We start from the raw sequence: 19905 nt of genomic DNA on the forward strand, positions 1-19905 counted from the left end.
TTTGCGGCATCATTGCGAAAATGTGCATAGCAATCTCGCCGATGAGGGGCTTATGAAAGACTGTCGCAGGACATAGCGACCGGTAGATACTGGTTTGAGAGGACGGCCGAGGTAACCAACGAATTCACGATGGCTCTTCACCTTGCTTTGCCGGTATGCGGTTTGAATCGGTAGTTCAACATCATAGATGGGAAGCACGAAGAAATCATGGACATAGTATCGGTTGCAATTGCTTCTGCAGCAGGAAAAATGCTGGTCGATAAAGCCAAGGATATTGGTATTGACCTGTTAATTGATAAGTTTAAGGCACAAGTTGTAGGTCGCTGGAGCAAACATCGAGCAGAGGTATTCCTGGCTCAACTGCTCGACGAGGTTAGAAAGCAGGGTGATGAGAAGTTTGAGTCTGCGAATCTAAACGATTTGCTCGAAAAGTTAGCGGACGGCGACGCCGAGACGTCGCTGCTCTTTGATGCTTATCGGCGAGTTGCTTTGTGCGCAAGCAAGGACATCGGTCCGATGGTCATTGGCGTGCTTACGGCTGTCATACTGCGACGAGACTCCAAGGCGACCGATGACGAGGAACAGATGTTCATGGCTGCTGAGACCCTGAATGACCGAGATTTTGTCGAGTTCATTGAATGGTTCGAACGCGCGCATGCAAAGACGCACAAACCGACGCACCCGACGCTTCAATTACCTACGTTTCCGGGTGTTGTAGCTGTTGAGCATGTCACTGCGAAAGCAACTAGGAACACATTCACAAATGCCGACGTACCGGTAAATCTTTTTTCTGACGTCGGGCCCTTCGCGCCTAAGCTTGCCAATTTGGGAATCTTGGTCCAGTTTTCGAGGCCCGCTGATACTTCGAAAGGGGCGGCCAACACGAAGCAATATGTCGCAGCGACCCATGTTGCGACTCGACTGTACTCGGTCGCCAAACGTGTTGCTTCAGCCGCGACCCGCCGAGAATGTAAAGCTTATTAGAGAGTCGGTGCCTTGTACCGGGCCAACGTGTCGCCAGAGCAGCTTGCGTCAATCACTACGACGTCATCCCCATATCCTCACTCGCGGATGGAGCGGCTGACGTCCACTTCGGATGCTCGTTTGGCACCGCTATGCCGCCAGTCGATGCTCATAGTATGGCCGCGCCCTGTCGTCAAGTAGCGCGTACATCGCGTCTAAATTCTTCGGGTCTGGATTGAGCCACGTGTCGATGTTTTCAGGTTTGATTGGGATGATACAGCGGTCATGGCCGGCCGCTGCGACTTCGGGCGGTGGCTCGTCCGTGATTGCAGCAAACGAGAGCAAATCCGGCTGACCCGGCGCGGTCCAGCGAGACCACAGGCATGCGACATGCATTAGTTCGCCGTTGCTCGGCCTGAATTCAAGAATAACGTTTTCGTCACGGTCGTGCGTCTCGGACAGCGTGCCTTCAAATTTGGCTTTGCGCACATTTTCATAGAACACATCGACGAGCATTATTCCGTGAGTGTTGCCAAAGCACGGCTTCCAGAAGCCCTCGAGATTGTCGCGCCGTGCGTTGTAGGTCCCGGGATATTTGACGTCGTAACTGGCGGGCTTGCCAGCAATACGGCATTGGTAGCGCATTGGCTTCACGACGCGCTGGCCATCCTCCATGACCATAACCGGCGCGTAGTGACCGGGGAAAATGCGCGAATCGCGTGCTTTGGGCGTGGTTCGTTGGATGTCCTCAAGCTTGCCAAGTGCCCAGGAGATTTTGTCCGTCGCGATTCGCTGACTCTCGGTGGCTGCCTTGGTGATGTTTGTTTGAAGCGTACGTTCCGCGTCTGCCAGGCGCTTCCGCTGCTTGAACAGGTCCTGCTCAAGCTTCGAGCTCTGAGCTGCATTGAACCGGTCGATGGCTGCTTTAATTTCGCGTTCCGCGTCCGTTTGTGGTTTGGCGAAGGCATGTTCCATCGCCTTGGGCACCTTCGCTTTACTGACACCTTCAGCGCGCTCGAAAAACAGGCGAGCGAATTCGCCTATGTCCATGATGGCGCCAAACATGCGTACGAACTTGCGGTAGTCAGCTTGAATCTGGGCCGAGTAGCACATGGATGCCTCCGTTCTATGCTTCGATAATACGCAATTCTTCAGCCGGGTCAGCAAAAGTCCCGGCTCGTTGTGATTAGGCCGCCCAGCAGGTGAGACATGTCGACCAGGCGCTGCGCCACAAGATGTCGCACTTCTCCCTGGCATTGCCACGTCCCGTACACGGCAAGCAAAGATGCGCCAAGCGCTTCCTTGCGCTGCTTCTCGAGAAGGCTGGGCCAGACGATGACGTTCACGTTGCCGGTCTCGTCTTCCAAAGTCACAAACATCACACCTTTTGCGGTGCCAGGGCGTTGACGTACGGTCACAAGCCCACACCCACGGGCCAGGCGGCCGTCGCGATAGGTACGCAAGGTCGAAGCTGGCATCAGGCGGTTCTCAAGCAGTTGCGGCCGAAGCAGTTCCAAAGGATGTCGCCCAAGCGTGAGGCCGGCAGACCGATAGTCAGCGACGATGTCGTGCGCTTCCGTTGGCGCGCCCAGCTCAGGGGTTTCATCCTGAACCGCGGCGATGGCCAGCATGTCCTTGTCCGGCACCGCGGCGACCGACTGCCAGAGCGCCTCGCGGCGGTTTCCAGCGAGCGACGCCAGCGCATTCGCGTCGGCAAGAACATGCAGGTCTTTCCGGTCCAGCTGCGCCCTGCGAGCAAGGTCGCTGACGTTCACGAACGGCCGGACTGCCCTCGCATTTTCAATCCGTTCTGCGGCGCCATCCTTCATGCCACGAAGCAGCGACAAACCGAGGCGAACAGCCGGTCGGGTCGCGCTAGCACCGTGCTCAAGTGACGAATCCCATCCGCTGATGGAGACATCTACTGGCAATACCCTGACACCATGACGTTGCGCGTCCTGCACCAACTGCGAAGGCGAGTAAAAGCCCATTGGCTGCGAGTTCAGCATCGCGGCGAGGAACGCTTCTGGTTCGTGGCACTTCAACCAGCTGCTCGCGTACACGAGCAGCGCGAAGCTGGCCGCATGGCTCTCTGGAAAGCCATACTCACCGAAGCCTTTTATCTGCTCGAAAATTGACTCGGCGAAGGCAAGGTCGTACCCGCGTTCCTGCATGCCGACCACGATGCGGTTGTAGTATTTTTCGAGGCCGCCTTTGCGCTTCCAGGCGGCCATGGCTCGCCGCAAGCCATCAGCCTCGCCCGGAGTGAAACCGGCTGCCAGGATGGCAACCTGCATTACTTGCTCCTGGAAAATTGGCACACCGAGCGTGCGGCCAAGCGCGGTCTTCAGCGCATCGCTCGGATAAGTCACGGGCTCGAAGCCCTGCCGCCGCTGCAGGTACGGGTGAACAGCGCCGCCCTGAATTGGGCCTGGCCGAACGATGGCGACCTCGATGACCAAATCGTAGAACGTGCGGGGCTGCATGCGCGGCAGCATCGACATCTGGGCGCGAGATTCAATCTGGAAGACTCCAACGGTGTCCGCCGCAGAAATCATCTCGTACGTCGCGGGGTCCTCAGGCGGGATGTCCTGCATTTCGAAACGTTCACCGCGCTGCTCCGACACAATGTCGAGCGTGCGGCGAATCGCTGACAGCATCCCGAGGGCAAGGACGTCAATCTTTAGCAAGCCCAGTGATTCAAGGTCGTCCTTGTCCCATTCAATCACGCTGCGGTCTGCCATCGCGGCGTTTTCAACGGGGACGAGGCGCGTGAGCTTGCCGCGACTGATGATAAAGCCACCTGAGTGCTGCGACAGGTGCCGTGGAAAGCCGAGGAGTTGGGAGGCAAGTCTTGCCCACGCCTGGATAAGCGGCTTCTCCGGGTCAAGGCCTGACTCCGCGAAGCGTTTCAGCAGGTCCTGACTGGTATCGAACCAGTGATGTGACTTCGCCACCAGGTCGACAATCTGCGGGTCAACGCCGAGGGCCTTTCCCGTCTCGCGCAGCGCCCCGCGTGGCCGATACGTCGACACTGCGGCCGCAATCGCAGCGCGGTCGCGACCGTATTTCCGGTAGATGTATTGAATGACTTCTTCGCGTCGCTGGTGCTCGAAGTCCACATCAATGTCCGGCGGCTCACCGCGCTCCTTGCTGATGAATCTCTCGAACAGCATGTTGCCGCGCGCGGGGTCGACCTCTGTAACACCCAGGCAGTAACAAACGGCAGAGTTGGCAGCCGACCCTCGCCCCTGACAGAGGATGTGCTGGCTCCGCGCGAAACGCACGATGTCATAGACGGTCAGGAAATACGGCTCGTATTGAAGGTCTCCAATCAGGTCTAACTCATGCTCAATCTGCTCCTGCACTTTGTGCGGAATGCCAGATGGAAAGCGCCGCTGCGCGCCGATATATGTCTCCTGCCGTAGATACGCAGCCGGCGTAATACCCGCGGGCACCAGTTCGTCGGGATATTCGTAGCGCAACTCATCGAGCGAAAAAGTGCAGCGATTCGCAATGTCTACAGTCGCAGCGAGCGCGTCATCTGGATACAAATTGGCCAGTCGCAATCGCGAGCGCAGATGCTGTTCTGCGTTGGGCGCGAGGTCATAGCCACATTCATGAACAGGCTTGCCGACACGGATAGCGGTCATTGTGTCCTGCAGAGGTTTCCTGGAGCGCACATGCATGACAACGTCGCCGAGCGCAACTACGGGGACATCGAAGTTGCGAGCGACAAACTCAACCGCACCACGATGGATGTCGTCCATTGCGCGTTGATGTAGCACCAGACCGACCCATGCACGACCCGTGAACGTGTCGTCGAGCCATTCGACCTGCGCTTCCAGCACGTCCTCTTTTGCGGGGAAGTCGGGGACGAGAATCGCAAGACAATCTGGCGCTCCCAGCAGATGGTGATATTCCTTCTCTGGTCGCGACAGGTCCTGAGGCGTGAGTCGATATTCGCCCTTCGGTGCGCGTGTCCGGGCGAGAGTGATGAGTTCGGACAGGTTGCCGTATCCCTCTCGATTCTTCGCCAGCAGGATAATTCCGAACGCCGGCGACCCGTCGGCGTTGACCAGCTTGAAATAGGCGCCGACGATAAAAGGAAGCTTTGCTGTCTTCGCGGCGACGTGAGCGCGCACCACGCCAGCCAGTGAGCACTCATCCGTTACGGCGAGCGCTGAGTAACCCAACTGCGCCGCGCGCTCGGCAAGCTCTTCTGCGTGTGAAGCGCCTCGCAGGAATGAAAAGTTCGACCGGCAGAAAAGCTCGGCGTAAGCCGGAAGGATATTGAAGGTCGTATCCACAGCACATCATCCGAAGAGGCCATGGAGAAACCAGCGCTGGTCTTCTTCAGCGTCACGGCTACTGACGCGTTCACGGTAAATCCAGTAGCAGCTTGTGTCTTCGCCCTGCGCGACAAAATAGTCACGCGTGACGAGCTCACCATCAAACCAACCGGCTTCAATGCGCTCGCCAGGCGACACCATGCGCAACGGCGAGCCATAAAACGGGCGGTGCTTGCGCATCAGCAGGCGGACGGGTGTCGGGAGCATCCAGGTTGGCCTCGGTAGTCCATCCGGGAGGGTGTCTGACTTTTTCTTCTGCGTGACAGGAATCCAGCGGTTTGCAATTTCGGGACGGTGGTCGGCCGTTGGCGCCGGCCGCAGGACGTTGTCTTCGCCCAGCCGCGCGACAAGCAGTTCGAGCAGTTTTTGATGGTCCTCTTTAGAGCCACCGGGTTCAGGGAACAGCGTGTCAGATGCCGGCGCTGCAGACTCGACGTTCGTAGCATCGAGCCGCAAGGCAATCATCGGCGCGACGAGTTCGATGCGATGCAACCGTTCCTTCACCAGTCTGACCAGATGTTCTTCACGCCATGTCGGTTCGCCCAATGCAATGTTGACGATGGTTGGCTCAATCGCGTCGCGTCCGCGCTCATGCTCAAGTGAAAGGCGGACGCCTGTGACTGCGAGTTGTTTTGCGGAAAGCCATCCACATAGCTGAACAATTAATCGATGTGCAGCGAATACCGCTCCGTCTGCGTGCTCAAGCCGGTCCGGCATCTCAAGGCGCGCGGAGAAGGTTGGCGGCAGCTCCAGCCAGTCGAACAGTTCGGGCGCCGTGCCGAAGGCCCTGTCGAGAGAATCCAGAAAGTGCTCGCCACACCGGCGTTGCAGCCCTGCGCGGGGCAGGCGCCGTATGTCCGCTATGGTCTCGCAGCCCAGACCATTAAACCAGTCGAAAAACGGACGGACTTCAGGGACCGCGGCCATTGGCAGTGCGGACAGCCGATGCTCTAGCGACGCGAGTTTCAAAACTCGACGATTCCCGTATTTCGCGAGCAACCAGGCACCTTGGCCCGTCGGGGCCGCGCTGATGCGCGCGGTGAACCCGAGAGCACCAAGGACGGCTTTCGCTTCACGACTCAATGCAAGCAAGCCACCGAAGAGGCGCAAACTCGCGCCGACCTCGACCACGACTGTGGCCTCATCGAGCAGTGCAACCTCAGGTGAAAAGCGCATCAGTGAGATGCCAACTTCGCGCTGCGCAGCGCCTTCCCGGCCAATGTCGCGTTCATGCATCGCCGTCTCAGGGGACAGCGTCAGTACCCCACCGCGTTTCATTCCAAGACGCACGCCAGCCAGACGCGCAGTGGCATCTGCAATGACGACCCTGTCTTTCTCAAGCACGGCGCTGCCGTGAGCATGCTCAGGTGACCACTTCGGTCTGAAGACCTCGAGCGGCAACTTCGGCAGGTGGACGGCGAGAAAGACGCGCATGGCGGGAAAGCAGAACAGGGGTTGGTTGAAGGGGAATCGACAGAGGCTCTGCGCGGGAGGGCCCTCGTCGTTTCACGATGTCGACGGTCAGCCCATCGGCGGATGGTCTGAGCGCGAGCCGCAGGAGCGCAGGCGACGCGTCCTGTCCGCTGGCCAGCGGCCGCACCATGATGAACAGCGTTTCCGACGACTGGGCAGCAAGGTGCAGACGGCGAAGCGAAGAAGCCTGGGCGTACTGCGTCCAGAAAATCAGTGCGCCGCAACTGCCGGCGCGAAGAATCTGCTCGGCTGACCACAGCGCATCTGCGGTCTTCGGTGTGTTCACTCGAAGCACCTGGTCCAGGGACAGCCCGATGTAGCTGAGCCCCAAGCCGTCGGGGGTATGCGGTGGTTGGACGAACGCAACCGGCCGGTCACCTGTGGCACTGAGTGCCGGGCGCAAGAGCCGGAGCTCACCCACGCCGGCTTGCTGGACCAGCAGGTCGACCAGCGCTCCGACGGGCCAGCCACCACCGGGTAGTTCCGCCGATAGCGCCGGGTAGCCAGTCTCCACAACCCTTCCACGGCTACGCGCGAGCTGCGACGCCCGCCACAAGGACGGATGTATCTCCTCAACCGGGACAGTAGCAGTGGACATTGAGCGAGCAAAAACCTGTATATTTATACAGTATCGTACACGCAAATCCGCCGTCGTGAACTGACACTTTTTTGCAATGGCGGGACCACGAGCGTTATGGAGCAGCGCGCCTGATGTCGAACGTGCGCTCGCTTGGATGCCGAGGTCGGCTGCATGTTTTTTTCTGAGGGATACTTCACATGAGAGCGGATGAATGGGTCAGGGAAGCCGAACGCGAATCAAAGCTTGTGGATGCCTTGTTCAAGGCTCGCGGCCTGATTTCAATGCACAACGGCATGACCGTGCGGTGTGACGGCGAAGAGTGGTCGCTCGATTTCGGCCAGGAACTGATGGCAATTGACGCTGCGCTGAAGGCAGCCGGGGTAGATACCAAGCGGCTCAGGCACCATGCGTAATGGCAATCGCCGGTGTGGCCGCTCCAATCGGAGAAGTATTTGTTGCGCCGACGCAAAAATGACCTTGGCGCGGGAGCAAACCTGACCCACCTGGGAGACGATGGCGGCCTTGGCCGCGGATGCTGGCTCACGAGCAGGCAATGGAAATCAAGGCATTTGGCCGGCGGGACAACGGTCGCGAGATAGCCGGACAAACAGGCTTTTCGCGCAACACTGCAGACTTGCTCAATGCCATCGCGCAAAATTGCTAGATACTGTCCTATCTGTGCAAGCTGCACCGGAGATTGGCATGTTTGAAGATACGATTAGGCTTCCCGTTTTGACCGACGCGCACGCGGCGGTTCTGCGCTGCTATCTCGCTGTCAGTGACGTCGCTGCATACAAATTGCAGGGACGCTGGCTGAGTAGCGAAAACATGGTGGAGTCGTCTCGCCTTTGGCTCGCTAGAAATGCTTGCGTTGCGACATGGCTCGAGAGGGTGACAATTGCCGCAGAAGCTCACGCTATAGCTGCAGCGTCGGTTGTTGGCTGCCAGACAGATATTCAGAAGGCCAATGTGAGCCACTTGTTCACTGAACAGTTCACGGTGAACTTCGCGTCGCCTGTAGTGGCTCGTATCTGGCAAAAATGTGTGGGTATTGACTTTGCATGAGATTCGAGCCTTCCGTTGAGGCAGGGGAAAATCATGGAACCCGAAGTGTACAAGGGCTATGAATCTGCGGACACCCTCTCCTTCAGCAGGAGCACTTCGATGCCAGCGGGACGCTTACGTCCGCCCGGATACTCATTGAAGGTTCTGATGTTTCTTGCCACGTGCGAAACGCCAGATGAAGCTCAAGCCTTTGACAGTGCTCGGGTTCGTGCGTGGGCTGATACTCACGGGTGGCTTGAACCCGTGAGCTAAAAAGACTTCCATCCAGTAAGTGGCTTCGCGTCTTGAAAGAACCCTTCAGATGAGTGAAGAAGTTAAAAGACATTCCCTGACAGTGCCCTTTGGGCCCTGCGTGCCGTTTCGAGAGCGCACAGTTTTCAGACTCAATCGTCAGCCTGTTGCAGTCGTTTCGAGAGACTTCGTAAGATGAGATGGCGGAATTTGCTTGAAATTTGAGTCGGGTCTTGCTCGCAACTCAGCATCGCCCAGAGGTTCCTGATATGAGAGACAACTTCGAAGGGTCCGCAACAGAACCACAGTTCGATGGTTTCTTTCGAAGCCACGGCGACCTTGACACTACAGCACAGTGCATCGTGGAACCAGCCACCGGTGCGACGATACGCTATACGACATCGCGAAACCGATGGCAAGGCCACAGCCCACGAATCAGAGAGATACGAGCTTCCGCGAACCTCGCAAATGACCTCCGCCCCGCGTGCTGGATACGTTTCGATGTCATCGAGGCGGGCCGCGTTGCCGTCACCAATGACGACTTTTGCTACGCATGCGATGTTGTGTCGCATTCGCTCGAACAACTGGCTTCAGGGCTAGTCGAAACGGCTGCTGAAGACATCAGTCGTGTGCTCGAACGAGGTCCTATTATTTATTTCGAAGGACTTGAACTCAGGCATGACCTGCAAGGAAGTCGGTTAGGTGTAGTTGTCGCCAGGTATCTTCTAGACGTTCTCGTTAGCCGTCACAGCCCGGCACTCCTTGTCTTGTGCCCCTATCCGCTACAGTTCGAAAGTCGTCGGTTCGAGGAAGCAATAGAGCATGCAGTATTGCAAAAATCCGAGCATACACTCGAGCGCAACAGGCAGAATTTGATTGCTCTGTTCGAGCGTGAGTTTTGGGTCAGCAGACTAGGAAAGGAAAGCGATTACTGGGGAACGTCACTCTCCGGCTTCGGGTTCATTCAAGGGCCATCGGGCTGGAGCATCTATCAGCACGGGAAACATTCTCGCACTGAGTCGCGCAAATCGAGCTAATGAGCGAGGCGAAATTGCAGGGGCACCGTTTGCATGCAGGCGTCCTGCTTCTAGTCCGTGCAGCTTCGCCCAAAAGTTACCGTCTGAGCCCCACCAGCCATTCGCTCTCGCCGCAGAGATTCGATTTCAGACTTGGATGGCGACGACTGGACCTCACCGACTTTGCGCGAGGTCTGCAGTGCCGCGCGCCTCTTATTGTGCGACCCGCATGACGCGCCGTGGAGTGTTTAGAGGGCCCGCTCGGCCGGCAACCGACTGAAGTAGTTCAAGATACCGGTAGTCACGGTTGTACAACCATGTCTGAATCCGCGACTGCGCTACCAATTGCCGGCCGAGCGACCGGTGCAATGTCAATTCCACCAATTCCAGCTGGTACGTCGCTGTGAATCGTTCAATAGCGCCTAGCTCCTCGCGTAGCTCACGCTCCTGCCGTGCCAGTCGTCTACGTAGCCGCCCATTCGCGCATGCGCCCGCCGGAATTACACGGAGGTCGTCGTCCGGTGTCGCAGCCAGCAATGCCAGCGCAAAATCGCCTGCAACGCAGGTTGTTTTGTTCATCAGCCCCATTGCCGAATCTGCTCGTGCCGTGCTCATGCGTTGCAGGACGTTGACTGTGAGCCTGGGTAGCGACTCTGGATATAAGCAAACCGCGGTACCTGATGAACGCTCCCCGATTTGCCCATCGGTCGAAACGGAGTTTGCAAGGAGTGCCTGCGACGAGTGTGCCCAAATGACTCGCGAGACGAGTAGCCGCGGTAAAACAGATATTCCCGAGTCGGCGAGTACAGCGACGAATCCGGTGTGTCTGAGTAACTCACTCAGGGCACGTTCGAGCTCGCGGTTGACTTCGGCAACTTGCTCCATGGCGGCCGAAAGAAATTTTGCCTTGAACACTTGCTGTTGCATCGAGAGCTGGATGCGTCTGACTCGAGGAGGACGGGAAGGCTTGCTCAGGTGTCGAGGCTTAGGTTGCACACGGTCTAAAACATTTTGCAGACGCGTCGAGGAAGCTTTCTCGGACTGGACAGCCAACATCACAGCACCCGTCAGATTGACTTGGTCGGCCAGCTCGAGTAATACGCGCAGGTCAAGGTGGCGATACATTGTGTAGTCGCGCGCGGACGGTCCAACGAGTGTTTCGAACTTGCCAGGTGTCAAATATCCAGACGGAATCACGAAAAAATCCAGAAGTTCTTTGCTGTCGCGGGCCATGCGGCAGAACACCAGAAAATCGATTGCGAAAAGATTGGGCCAGCGCGCACTCCAGTAAGGTGTTGTCCCGTGCACCATCCACGGCGCGCGGACGACCAGCTGGAACGTGAGCACATGGTCCACGCAGAGAGTGAGCGACTGTTTCTCGTAAGTGACGGTGTGCCCCCGCTCCGTGAGCGCGTTGGCTGTCAGCATTGCTACCAATGCTTCCATGCGGTGCTCCCGGTCGCGATTTTCTTCGCGCACGGGATTGAGGTTGGGCGCATAGCCGATTTCGCGGTATGCCGCGTTAAGGCTACCGAATTCGGTCATCACCGCTCTGACTGAAGGTGTGCGTCGGTACCGTCTAAGCAACCCTTGGTTGACGCGCCCGTGACGGGCAACCACTTTGCGTAGCCCGTCAAGCAATGCCTTTCGGCTGGGCCGCTTGCGGGCGTCAGCGAACCGTTGCTGCACGGCATTGAACGTTTTGAGGTTAACGATTGCTGGGAAAGCGTTAGGTACCGAAATCCACTCTGCTTCCGGGACGCGACGCCACTCGCCAGCTAGCTTCGACGATGTCCGACTATAAAGGCCTGTCCCGACATAAGCGGGGTTGTGCAGTATCTGGGCGACGTACCGCGGTAGCCAAACCCTGCCGTCGCCGTTAAGAAGGCCTGTGTCGTTAAGCCGCTGTGCAATCGCCGCGCACGTTGCCTGCTCCCATGCATACCACTGAAAAATCTTTCGAACAATGCCGACATGGCTTGCCGGCCCTGGTGTCAATGTGACGCGGTCCGTTCGGATGCTTTTGTACTCGTACCTATCGAGTACCCGCGTCGTACCGTGCCTGTAATCGTGAAGTAGCCGCTGGTACCCATAGGGCGGTCGTCCACCGACATGATTGCCTCGTTCTGCAAGGATGCAATGCCCGAGAAATACCTTGCGTGAAAGCTCACGGCTGTACTCGCCTGCCATAACGCGTTTGAGCGCCTTCATCACTGGCGACAGCGGACTGGCGTCGACCTCGAAGGGTTCGGCAACATAGATTATTTTTACCCCGTGGCGCCGGCATACATATTCGTAAAACGCCGACTCATCAATGTCCTGAAATCGGCCCCAGCGACTTACGTCGTAGACTAGAATCAGTGTGAAGCATCGCGCCGGGTCGGCCGTATCAATAAGCAACCGGGTTAGCGCGGGGCGAGCACGCAGCGTGAGCCCGCTGATACCTGCGTCTTCATAGTCGCGAACAATACGAATGGAGTGCGCTGCCGCATACTGCGCGATAGCCTGCCTCTGGAAAACCGGCGAACATTGTTGCTGGTCCGTCGACATCCGGATGTATTGTGCCGCTTTCAAGAGCGTGGACGGTTGTCGTTTTGTGGGCTTGTACATAGGCATGGCTGTCTCCAGCGAACTGCCACTCTTATGCATAGTTCACCCGAGCACGAAGTCAAGCTCGGCTGTGCACCGGCTCTCTGACAGCCTGCCTGGCAGTGGCTCAGCCACCACATGGTCCCGGACAACGGCCATGCCAGGATTTCGCTACTGGTCCGCCCTTCCTTACCGGGCAGCACCTGAAATGCTCCGACTTGTTTTGCCGTAGACCGGCTGCGGCCGCAGCCCCTTTGAAGGCGCCCACTATATAAAGGCATCACCCGAACAGGATAGCGGTCGCAACCACTACCGTAGTCGCGAACAGCTGATAGTCGTTTAAGCTTAGCTCGGCTGTAACGCCAGAAGCCGCTGCAGCGTCCGTGTTCGCAGCAACGACGTCCGTGGGCACTGGCTCTCTGGTAGCAGTAACTTTCGTAGCAACAACTTTCTTGGCCACCGGGTGCTTAAACGCGACCTTAGCCGACTTCTTCGTGGCCACCTTCTTCGCCGACGCCTTCGAGTCGGCCTTTGCACCCAGCTCGTTGACCCGACCAGTTGTAACTGCTTTTGCTGCGACGTGCTTCCTCGCGACCGGCGAGCTCTTTGCGGCCGCCTTTTTAGGCTTCCGTCTTCTTCTGGGTTTTCGAAGCAGCTTGGGTTACCGCCGCTTTCACGGTTGCCTGTTTTGCCACCGACTTACGCGCTCCCGCTTTCCTGGGAACGGTGGTGCCCGCAGGCGATTTTTTCCATGCCGCTCTCACAGCGCCGACGTTTGGCGCCTTCTGTTTCGTATCCGCAGCGGAAACTGATGCCACGCCTGCAATCAGAAATTTGCTGCGGTCTCTGGCGTTAGCAAGCGAGGCCGACGCGACTCTGACCAGTCCATGTCGTGCCTGATTTGGGGTTCTGGTACGTCGCCGGCTGCGGACCTCGGACAAAATTGCCGGCAGCCTTTGCTTTGCTCGCAGGAGACTGCGTTCACATTCCAGCGCAGATTAAGAAAAACCATTTGAAGTGACGTCCGTCACTCAACCGTGCAGAGCCCCAGCCACGAGTTCCATAGTATGGACTATTTTCTAAAATACGCCTCCAAGTTCTAACAGTCTGTGCAATAAATTATCTGAAAGGAAACGGGACCGCAGGGATTGAGCGCAAGAATGCCTTGATTAAATGGCATTTGTGCACGATAGCGGTGCTTTCTATGCACCGTTACGTGATATAAAAATGGTGCAGATAGGGCCAGTTTGTATAGTCCATAATACGGAATCATTTGTTATTGACCAGATTGAATTTGGGGGTGGCAGCTTTATAGTTGACTCACGTAAGCGCTCTTCAGCGCGACGTTGGCTGGGTCTAGCGATGTCCGGGCGCGGTGAACCTGGGTGCCCTCGTAGAACGCCGAAGGTCAGCACATTTGCATACACGTGAGGAAAACGAAGATGAGCAGCGAAATCCGTGACGAGAAAAAGGTTGTCTTGATTACCGGCGGCGGCATCGGCATCGGCCGCGCGACCGCTAACGCATTCGGCGCATTGGGGTACCGAGTTATCGTTACTGACGTTCTGGAAGCCGAGGGTCGGGCTGTCGCGGCTGCGATAGAAGCGAGCGGCGGCGCAGCTGAATTCCACCTGCTCGATGTCCGCGACAGCGCGGCATGCAATGAGGTCGTCAGCAGTGTCGAGAAACGCTACGGTGCAATCGACACTGTCGTAGCGAACGCCGGAATAGCGCACAAAGTACCTCTATCCGAGCTGACCGATGAAAAATGGGACCTCACCATGGACATCGACCTCAAGGGAGCGTTCCGAATCATCCGTGCTGCAGTCCCGGGGATGAAGCAAAAGCGTCAGGGCAGCATTATCGCCGTGTCCTCCATCATGGGGGTCGCTTACGGGTGGGACGAGCACGCTCACTATTCGGCTGCGAAGGCCGGTGTCGTGGGGTTGGTACGAGGCCTGGCCGTCGAACTTGGCCGCGACGGGATTCGAGTTAACGGTCTCGCTCCAGGATTCGTTCGCACCGCACAGGCTCTTTCCGAGCAGCACTCGCTTGGCGCGGCCGGTCTGGACGCGGTTGGCAGCAAAATTCCCCTCGGACGTGCCGGAGAGCCGGAAGACATGGCGGATGTCATCACCTTTATGGCATCGGAAAAGGCGCGCTACCTCACAGGCCAGACTGTGACTGTCGACGGCGGTCTGGTCATCCAAAGCCACTAGCTAGCTAATTTCAACGTCTCACAGACAGACTGGAGTCGATGGTTATGAAAAGTCTCAGCGGCAAAATGGCAGTCGTTACAGGCGGCGCCCGCGGAATTGGCCAGGCGATTGCGCTCGCGTTCGCAAGGGCCGGCGCGGATGTAGCCGTGCTGGACCTTCGCAAGGAGGATGCAGAGCGGACCGTCACTCAAATTCGCGACCTTGGTGGCCGCGGCTTCGCGATTGAAGCGAATGTGGGCGACGAGCAAAGCATCAATGCGGCCATCGAATCGGCGGTCTCTGCGCTCGGACGGATTGACATCCTGGTCAATAATGCAGGAATCGAGTCCGCGTCATACGTCGCAGAAATGCCGACGGCGATGTGGGACGACATGATGTTGATTAACCTGCGAAGCGTGTTCCTCTGTTCACGTGCTGTTCTACCGGCCATGCAGGAGCAACGTAGCGGCCGCATCATCAACATTAGCTCCCAGCTTGCGCACAAAGGGGCCAAGGAGCTGGCGCACTACGCCGCCGCGAAGGCCGGGGTTATTGGCTTCACTCGCTCCCTCGCATACGAGGTGGCCAACCAGGGCATCACCGTGAATGCCATTTGTCCTGGTCCAGTGGATACCGAGTTGTTCCGCAGCCTTCCCGAGACATTCCGTGTTGCGAAGCTGGCGGAGCTTCCAATTGGACGCGCGGCGAGCGTCGATGAAATTGCACCAGCTGCAGTTCTATTGGCTTCAGATGGAGGGTCTTATTTTGTCGGAGCAACCCTCAATCCCAATGGCGGCGACTACATGATTTAGACCTTTGGAAGTTTGATAGCGCCAAATCGGCTGAGCGTCTACCGGAAATTCAATGCAAATCGTCATCGTCACCGAACTTATGAATGTTAGGTGTACATAACTATTTGACTCAAATCACGCCTTCGATGAGAAGGCCAAGGAAGCGACAAATTATGGCTAAGACTAATCCACATCCAACGAGCGACTTCCGGATTGAACCCATCCTTCCGGTAGACGTTAAGCGAGCAACTATCGTCGCGTTTTTCGCCTGGGTATTCGCGGTATACGACTTTATTCTCTTTGGGACCCTGCTGCCGGAAATCGGTGCTCACTACAAGTGGACTCCAACCCAGCAAGCCGAGATTGCAACGCTGGTGGCCGCTGGGACGGCTCTCATCGCTTTTTTTATTGGTCCCGTGCTGGACAAAGCCGGTCGTAAGAGCAGTCTTCTATTCACCGTGGCCGGCGCCGCGGTATGTTCTGGCCTTACTGTTGTTGGTGGCTCGCTTGGGAAGTGGCCTCTCGTTGTGATTCGCTCGCTTGCGGGACTGGGATACGCCGAAGAGACGGTCAACGCTACCTACCTCAACGAGCTCTACACGGCAGCGAACGACCCTCGTCTGAACAAGCGAAAGGGATTCGTCTACAGTCTGGTGCAAGGTGGCTGGCCCATTGGTGCGTTGGTAGCAGCTGGACTGACGGCATTGTTGCTCCCTCATGTGGGATGGCAGGGTTGTTTTATCTTCGCTACGTTCCCGGCAATCATCATTTTCTTTATGACCCGGCGCCTGAAAGAAAGCCCGCAATTCTTGTTGCACAAGCACGTGAACGACTTGCGTGCACGAGGCGAAGATTCCGCCGCGCGCGCCATCGCGAAACGGTACGGGATTGACTATCAGCAACACGGGAGCGGGGGCATCCGGGCTGCGTTCCGGGGCGAATCGCTTCGGCCAACCTTAGTCTTGGGCGGGGGTCTTTTGCTCAACTGGGCCGCAATTCAGGTATTCGGCGTGCTCGGAACGACCGTTATCACCCAGGTGCATCACGTGTCCTTCGAAAACTCGTTGCTGATTCTCATCCTGTCAAACGTGGTTGGTTATATCGGTTACCTATCCCATGGATTCATCGGTGACAAGATTGGTCGCCGCAATACCTTGGCGCTTGGTTGGATGTGCGGCGGATTTGCCTTCGCGGGCATGCTCTACGGACCGCACGATTTCCCGGTAGTGGTCGGTCTTTATAGCCTCGGCTTGTTCTTTCTCAACGGACCGTACGCCGCCGCCCTGTTTTTTATCGGCGAAAGCTATCCGACCGCCATCCGAGGAACGGGTAGTGCAATCGTGCACGCTATGGGCCCTGTTGGCGCAATTCTCGCGGGTATCGGCATCACGGCCGCGCTTAACTCTGGCAGCGATTGGCTCCATGGCGCACTTCTCTTCGGTGCCGTGCCGTGTTTCCTGTCTGGCCTTTTGATTTTCGCGACACGCCATGTCGACCCAGCGCAAGACACATGGACTCACCCAGCGCACGAGCCCAGCTCGGCTGAGCTGCGGCCCGAGCTGGCAAAGGCGAACTGACGACGGAGGGGCACGCGGTAGTCGGCAGCTGTCTATTCAGACGCGTCCCCTCAAATCAGAGATGTCGAAGTTGGCTTGATGCACCAGGTTTTGAATAACCCGGGACTCAGTGCGTAATAGCGAGAGGATTTCGCGTTGCCGGGAGGCAGGCAGGCTGTCTGCAATCGACGTGACACTTAGGGCAGCAAGTGGAGCTCCATCGCTGTCTTGAATGACTGTTCCTACGCCACTGAGTCCAGGCAACAGGCTTCCATCGTGTGTTGCGTACCCGATTTCCTGGGAATGCTTCACGATATTTAGTAGTCGCGGGACCGAAAGGCCATAGGCGATGAGACGCTTTGCGTTGGCATTACATATGCGCGCTATCTCGTCGTCGGGCAACAGCATTAGCAGCGCGAGACTGCCTGCGCCCACACCGAGCGGCCGGTGTACGCCAATCTCAATGGCGGCCACATCGATGGGCTCGCCGCCCTCGACACGAGCAACAGAAATCGCATCGGAGCCGCTTCTGATGGTTAAGAAAGCAATGTCCGAAGTTGCTTCGGCAATCCGCTTCAAAGAAGGTTCGCAAATGGCTTGCATTTTGAACTGGGTGGCAGCCGTTAGCCCTAGTTCATACAAACCATGCCCCAGGAGGTATCGACGCGATTGGGGGTGTTGCATAACGAGGCCTTCGCGCACGAGGCAACTCAAAATTCGATGGATGGTCGGTCTTTCGAGTTTGAGTTGGGTGGCCAAATCGGACAGACGCAGTCCATGCACGCTGAAGGAGGCAATCTCTCGCAGGATTTTCGCAGCTCGCTCGATGCTCTGAGTTCCAGAGCTTTTTCCTTCTGTTTCCTGGGTGGTCGGCATAGTCAGCACAAAACGTCGAAAGGGACATCGTAATGCATAAGGTCCGTATTGTGGACTCATTTTTGCCGCTATCCGTTGTGAGCGATTTTTCTCGTGAGTAAAGTATTTAAGCCGGAAATGCAGTTCTACATGCGCTCTTCTGGACAGAACCTGCGGACACGCCATCAGAGATGGCACCGAAACGACACGACGTCGTAAGAGAGTCCGTTATATGGACGTCGGCCGGTAGCCTGAAGGTTCAAACAACTCGTCGCCATCAATCTGTTTCATAGGCGATTTCAGTCCTAAATAATTGGTAGGAGATTTTTATGGCACAGCGTCTCATTGACCTCACACTCACCCTTTCGGACAACATGCCGGCGCATAAGCTCTTCCAGCGCCCAATTATTGCCCCTCATCTGACTCATGAAAAGTCGCTATCGATGGGCATGGGCGTACCTGACGACCCGATGACCTTTGCGACAACCTTCATTAGCACGCTCGACCACATCGCCACTCATGTCGACGCTTTCTATCACACGAACCCCGACGGCGCTTCCGTCGACGAAATGCCCCTGGCGATGTTCATGGGCAAAGCTGTATGTCTTGATATGACACACATCCCGGACCTTGGGGACATCGACGTAGGAGACCTCGAAGAAGGCGAAAGGAAGGCTGGTGTTCACATCGATGGGCACATTGTCTTGCTGAATACAGGTCTGCACAAGCGCCACTACCCCGACCTGAAGGTCGTCTGGAGCAATCCCGGCCTTACTGCAGAAGCTACCCACTGGCTTGCAGACCGGGGGTCGAAGCTTCACGGCGTCGAGGGTCCGTCTACAGATAAGCCTTCACACAATCTGTTCCCCAGCCATCGCGTGTGCCGGGACCGGGGGATTACACATTACGAGTGGCTAGTGAATCTTGAGGAACTGGTGGGTCAAGGAGAGTTCATGTTCTACGGCCCCCCGTTGAAGATTCACCAGGGTAGCGGGTCGCCAGTTCGCGCCTGGGCAGTGCTGGAGCAGTAAACAATCGACTAATTTATGTGGCGAGCACCTTGACGTCACCTTGCGTTAAGGTGCTCCCACGAACCAGGAGTCAATCTGGCATGGACACCACCTCAGGTAACGACCAGCGCATTCCAATTACCCTCCTGACGGGTTTCCTCGGAGCGGGCAAGACTACGCTCGTCAACCGCATTCTCTCCAATCCCGCGGGTGACAAGATTGCTGTCATTGTGAATGAGTTTGGAGAAATCGGCATTGATGGTGACCTTATAAGTCGTACGTCCGACGACATGATGGAACTTTCAAACGGATGCATCTGCTGCTCCAGCAAGGACGATTTGATGGAGGCTTTGTACAAGTTATATATGCGTCGCGCCGGCCTTGCCTCGCCGAAGATTGAATTCGACCGGGTTCTTATCGAAACGACCGGGCTCGCTAATCCACTGCCTTTGGCGCAGGCGTTTTATACAGATATGTCGCTGAGCCTTACGTATCGGCTCGACGCCATCGTGACGCTCGTCGACATGAAACACGTGTCCTTGCAACTTCGGGACGCGGCAGAAGCAGAGCGACAAATCGCGCTTGCAGACAAGATTTTCATGACCAAGCGTGACCTCGTCGACGACGTCGAATTCGAAAGGGGGCTCTCGTTAGTCGCCGCGCTTAATCCGTTCGCTCCGCGTCGCCTTCTGAACTTCGGGGAAGCGGCTATCGATGAGATTCTTGACATCGGATTATTCGACCCAAACACAGGCGAGTCCTCGATTGAAAAGTGGATTGGCGAGGACGTCGTTTGCGCGAACCCCGACGAACATGACCATCACGAGGGTCACTGCGAAACGTGCGCACAGCATCGCCCTCATACGCATCATCACGTTGGCGTTTATTCCGTCAGTTTTCGCGAGGCCCGCCCGCTCGAGTACGAAAAGTTTCTGTCGTTCCTTTCGCAACTGACGCGGACATACGACGGCAGCCTTTATCGCGTCAAGGGGCTCATCAATTTCCACGGCACTGACCGTCCGGTCATTGTGCAAGGCGTTCAGAGCGTGTTCAGCCCGCTCACGTACGCGGACGGGTGGCCGCAGGGCGTCGCGGAGACGCGCCTGGTGGTCATTGGGAAAGGGCTGGAACGGGAACGGATGTCAGAAGCGTTTCGAGCGTGCGTTTCAACGAACGACGACGCTGTCTATAACGGCCTCGTGATGGTCTGAAGCACCAGTAAGAAT

Annotated in this window: 15 protein-coding genes; 9 read left to right on the forward strand and 6 right to left on the reverse strand. The window is 57.0% G+C overall.

Annotation, left to right across the window (positions count from 1 at the left end; genetic code table 11):
* Positions 1-207: 207 nt before the first annotated feature.
* Positions 208-984, forward strand: coding sequence for a hypothetical protein (locus B0G71_RS31585; protein ID WP_147308722.1), 777 nt, complete (start codon positions 208-210; stop codon positions 982-984).
* 129 nt (positions 985-1113) lie between these two features.
* Here the strand turns inward: B0G71_RS31585 and B0G71_RS31590 are convergent, their stop codons facing one another.
* Genes B0G71_RS31590 through imuA form a run of 4 tightly spaced genes read right to left on the reverse strand, consistent with a single transcriptional unit; the run spans position 1114 to position 7386 of the window.
* On the reverse strand, positions 1114-2076 hold the full coding sequence (locus B0G71_RS31590) for an SOS response-associated peptidase family protein (protein WP_116146727.1): 963 nt from the start codon (positions 2074-2076) through the stop codon (positions 1114-1116).
* Positions 2077-2123: 47 nt separating this feature from the next.
* Positions 2124-5273 carry an error-prone DNA polymerase gene (locus tag B0G71_RS31595; protein WP_116146729.1) on the reverse strand — a complete coding sequence of 1050 codons (3150 nt, stop codon included), beginning with the start codon at positions 5271-5273 and terminating at the stop codon, positions 2124-2126.
* 6 nt (positions 5274-5279) lie between these two features.
* On the reverse strand, positions 5280-6749 hold the full coding sequence (locus B0G71_RS31600; protein WP_181916848.1) for a DNA polymerase Y family protein: 1470 nt from the start codon (positions 6747-6749) through the stop codon (positions 5280-5282).
* Entirely contained in the window at positions 6679-7386 is a 708-nt protein-coding gene (imuA, locus tag B0G71_RS31605; RefSeq protein ID WP_116146731.1) for a translesion DNA synthesis-associated protein ImuA, read from the reverse strand. The genes B0G71_RS31600 and imuA overlap by 71 nt, the downstream gene beginning before the upstream one ends.
* 179 nt (positions 7387-7565) lie before the next feature.
* Between imuA and B0G71_RS31610 the strand changes: the two genes are divergently transcribed.
* The 3 genes from B0G71_RS31610 (at position 7566) to B0G71_RS41060 (ending at position 9701) form a co-directional block, all read left to right on the forward strand.
* Positions 7566-7781, forward strand: a complete 216-nt coding sequence (locus B0G71_RS31610) for a hypothetical protein (RefSeq protein ID WP_116146733.1) — start codon at positions 7566-7568, stop codon at positions 7779-7781.
* 289 nt (positions 7782-8070) lie between these two features.
* Positions 8071-8433, forward strand: a complete 363-nt coding sequence (locus B0G71_RS31615; RefSeq protein WP_116146735.1) for a hypothetical protein — start codon at positions 8071-8073, stop codon at positions 8431-8433.
* Positions 8434-8933: 500 nt separating this feature from the next.
* Positions 8934-9701, forward strand: a complete 768-nt coding sequence (locus tag B0G71_RS41060) for a hypothetical protein (protein WP_181916849.1) — start codon at positions 8934-8936, stop codon at positions 9699-9701.
* Positions 9702-9893: 192 nt separating this feature from the next.
* Here B0G71_RS41060 and B0G71_RS31620 read toward each other — a convergent pair whose 3' ends face one another.
* Positions 9894-12296, reverse strand: a complete 2403-nt coding sequence (locus tag B0G71_RS31620; RefSeq protein ID WP_258875697.1) for a recombinase family protein — start codon at positions 12294-12296, stop codon at positions 9894-9896.
* 1415 nt (positions 12297-13711) lie between these two features.
* On the opposite strand from B0G71_RS31620, the gene B0G71_RS31630 reads away from it, so the two are divergent.
* The 3 genes from B0G71_RS31630 to B0G71_RS31640 all read left to right on the forward strand — a co-directional run bounded on the left by B0G71_RS31630 (position 13712) and on the right by B0G71_RS31640 (position 16835).
* Positions 13712-14488, forward strand: a complete 777-nt coding sequence (locus B0G71_RS31630) for an SDR family NAD(P)-dependent oxidoreductase (protein WP_116146738.1) — start codon at positions 13712-13714, stop codon at positions 14486-14488.
* A 44-nt stretch (positions 14489-14532) separates the two neighbouring features.
* On the forward strand, positions 14533-15279 hold the full coding sequence (locus B0G71_RS31635) for an SDR family NAD(P)-dependent oxidoreductase (RefSeq protein ID WP_116146740.1): 747 nt from the start codon (positions 14533-14535) through the stop codon (positions 15277-15279).
* A gap of 152 nt (positions 15280-15431) precedes the next feature.
* A complete protein-coding gene (locus B0G71_RS31640; protein WP_116146742.1) occupies positions 15432-16835 on the forward strand; it encodes an MFS transporter in 1404 nt (467 codons plus the stop codon).
* A gap of 36 nt (positions 16836-16871) precedes the next feature.
* On the opposite strand, the gene B0G71_RS31645 is transcribed toward B0G71_RS31640, so the two are convergent.
* The gene (locus tag B0G71_RS31645; protein ID WP_181916850.1) at positions 16872-17690 is read right to left on the reverse strand and encodes an IclR family transcriptional regulator; all 819 of its coding nucleotides are present in this window, start codon (positions 17688-17690) and stop codon (positions 16872-16874) included.
* A 308-nt stretch (positions 17691-17998) separates the two neighbouring features.
* Between B0G71_RS31645 and B0G71_RS31650 the strand changes: the two genes are divergently transcribed.
* Complete coding sequence (locus tag B0G71_RS31650) at positions 17999-18700, forward strand: cyclase family protein (RefSeq protein WP_116146746.1); 702 nt, start codon at positions 17999-18001, stop codon at positions 18698-18700.
* Between the two features lie 80 nt (positions 18701-18780).
* Complete coding sequence (locus tag B0G71_RS31655; RefSeq protein WP_116146748.1) at positions 18781-19890, forward strand: GTP-binding protein; 1110 nt, start codon at positions 18781-18783, stop codon at positions 19888-19890.
* Positions 19891-19905 lie beyond the last annotated feature (15 nt).

The organism is Paraburkholderia sp. BL27I4N3 (assembly GCF_003386115.1).
GTDB lineage: Bacteria > Pseudomonadota > Gammaproteobacteria > Burkholderiales > Burkholderiaceae > Paraburkholderia.

What these genes read in the sequence shown, in the direction of transcription:
- B0G71_RS31585 (WP_147308722.1), top strand. Translation starts at nt 208, where the DNA reads ATGGACATAGTATCGGTTGCAATTGCTTCTGCAGCAGGAAAAATGCTG.
- B0G71_RS31615 (WP_116146735.1), top strand. Translation starts at nt 8,071, where the DNA reads ATGTTTGAAGATACGATTAGGCTTCCCGTTTTGACCGACGCGCACGCG.
- B0G71_RS31630 (WP_116146738.1), top strand. Translation starts at nt 13,712, where the DNA reads ATGAGCAGCGAAATCCGTGACGAGAAAAAGGTTGTCTTGATTACCGGC.
- B0G71_RS31650 (WP_116146746.1), top strand. Translation starts at nt 17,999, where the DNA reads ATGGCACAGCGTCTCATTGACCTCACACTCACCCTTTCGGACAACATG.
- B0G71_RS31610 (WP_116146733.1), top strand. Translation starts at nt 7,566, where the DNA reads ATGAGAGCGGATGAATGGGTCAGGGAAGCCGAACGCGAATCAAAGCTT.
- B0G71_RS31600 (WP_181916848.1), bottom strand. Translation starts at nt 6,749, where the DNA reads ATGCGCGTCTTTCTCGCCGTCCACCTGCCGAAGTTGCCGCTCGAGGTC.
- B0G71_RS31590 (WP_116146727.1), bottom strand. Translation starts at nt 2,076, where the DNA reads ATGTGCTACTCGGCCCAGATTCAAGCTGACTACCGCAAGTTCGTACGC.
- B0G71_RS31655 (WP_116146748.1), top strand. Translation starts at nt 18,781, where the DNA reads ATGGACACCACCTCAGGTAACGACCAGCGCATTCCAATTACCCTCCTG.
- B0G71_RS31620 (WP_258875697.1), bottom strand. Translation starts at nt 12,296, where the DNA reads ATGCCTATGTACAAGCCCACAAAACGACAACCGTCCACGCTCTTGAAA.
- imuA (WP_116146731.1), bottom strand. Translation starts at nt 7,386, where the DNA reads ATGTCCACTGCTACTGTCCCGGTTGAGGAGATACATCCGTCCTTGTGG.
- B0G71_RS41060 (WP_181916849.1), top strand. Translation starts at nt 8,934, where the DNA reads ATGAGAGACAACTTCGAAGGGTCCGCAACAGAACCACAGTTCGATGGT.
- B0G71_RS31635 (WP_116146740.1), top strand. Translation starts at nt 14,533, where the DNA reads ATGAAAAGTCTCAGCGGCAAAATGGCAGTCGTTACAGGCGGCGCCCGC.
- B0G71_RS31645 (WP_181916850.1), bottom strand. Translation starts at nt 17,690, where the DNA reads ATGCCGACCACCCAGGAAACAGAAGGAAAAAGCTCTGGAACTCAGAGC.
- B0G71_RS31640 (WP_116146742.1), top strand. Translation starts at nt 15,432, where the DNA reads ATGGCTAAGACTAATCCACATCCAACGAGCGACTTCCGGATTGAACCC.